The following is a 254-nucleotide window of genomic DNA, read 5'->3' as shown; positions in this document are numbered from 1 at the left end:
TATGGCGATTGATGATCTCCGTCTTGAACGCTGGCAAAAAGATCGAGATATCTTTGTGAAAAAGGCAGAATCTCTCGGCGCGAAAGTATTTGTACAGTCTGCAAATGGCAATGAAGAAACACAAATGTCGCAGATTGAAAACATGATAAACCGGGGTGTCGATGTTCTTGTCATTATTCCGTATAACGGTCAGGTATTAAGTAACGTTGTAAAAGAAGCCAAACAAGAAGGCATTAAAGTATTAGCATACGACC

General features: G+C 40.2%; 1 protein-coding gene. It reads left to right on the top strand.

Annotation, left to right across the window (positions count from 1 at the left end; all coding sequences use genetic code 11):
• On the top strand, positions 1–254 hold a 254-nt coding region (locus MFF21_RS23780), incomplete at both ends, for a substrate-binding domain-containing protein (protein ID WP_238315054.1).

This window comes from Methylobacterium organophilum (assembly GCF_022179465.1).
Lineage (GTDB): Bacteria > Pseudomonadota > Alphaproteobacteria > Rhizobiales > Beijerinckiaceae > Methylobacterium > Methylobacterium organophilum.
This window is presented reverse-complemented; position numbering and strand designations above follow the sequence as displayed.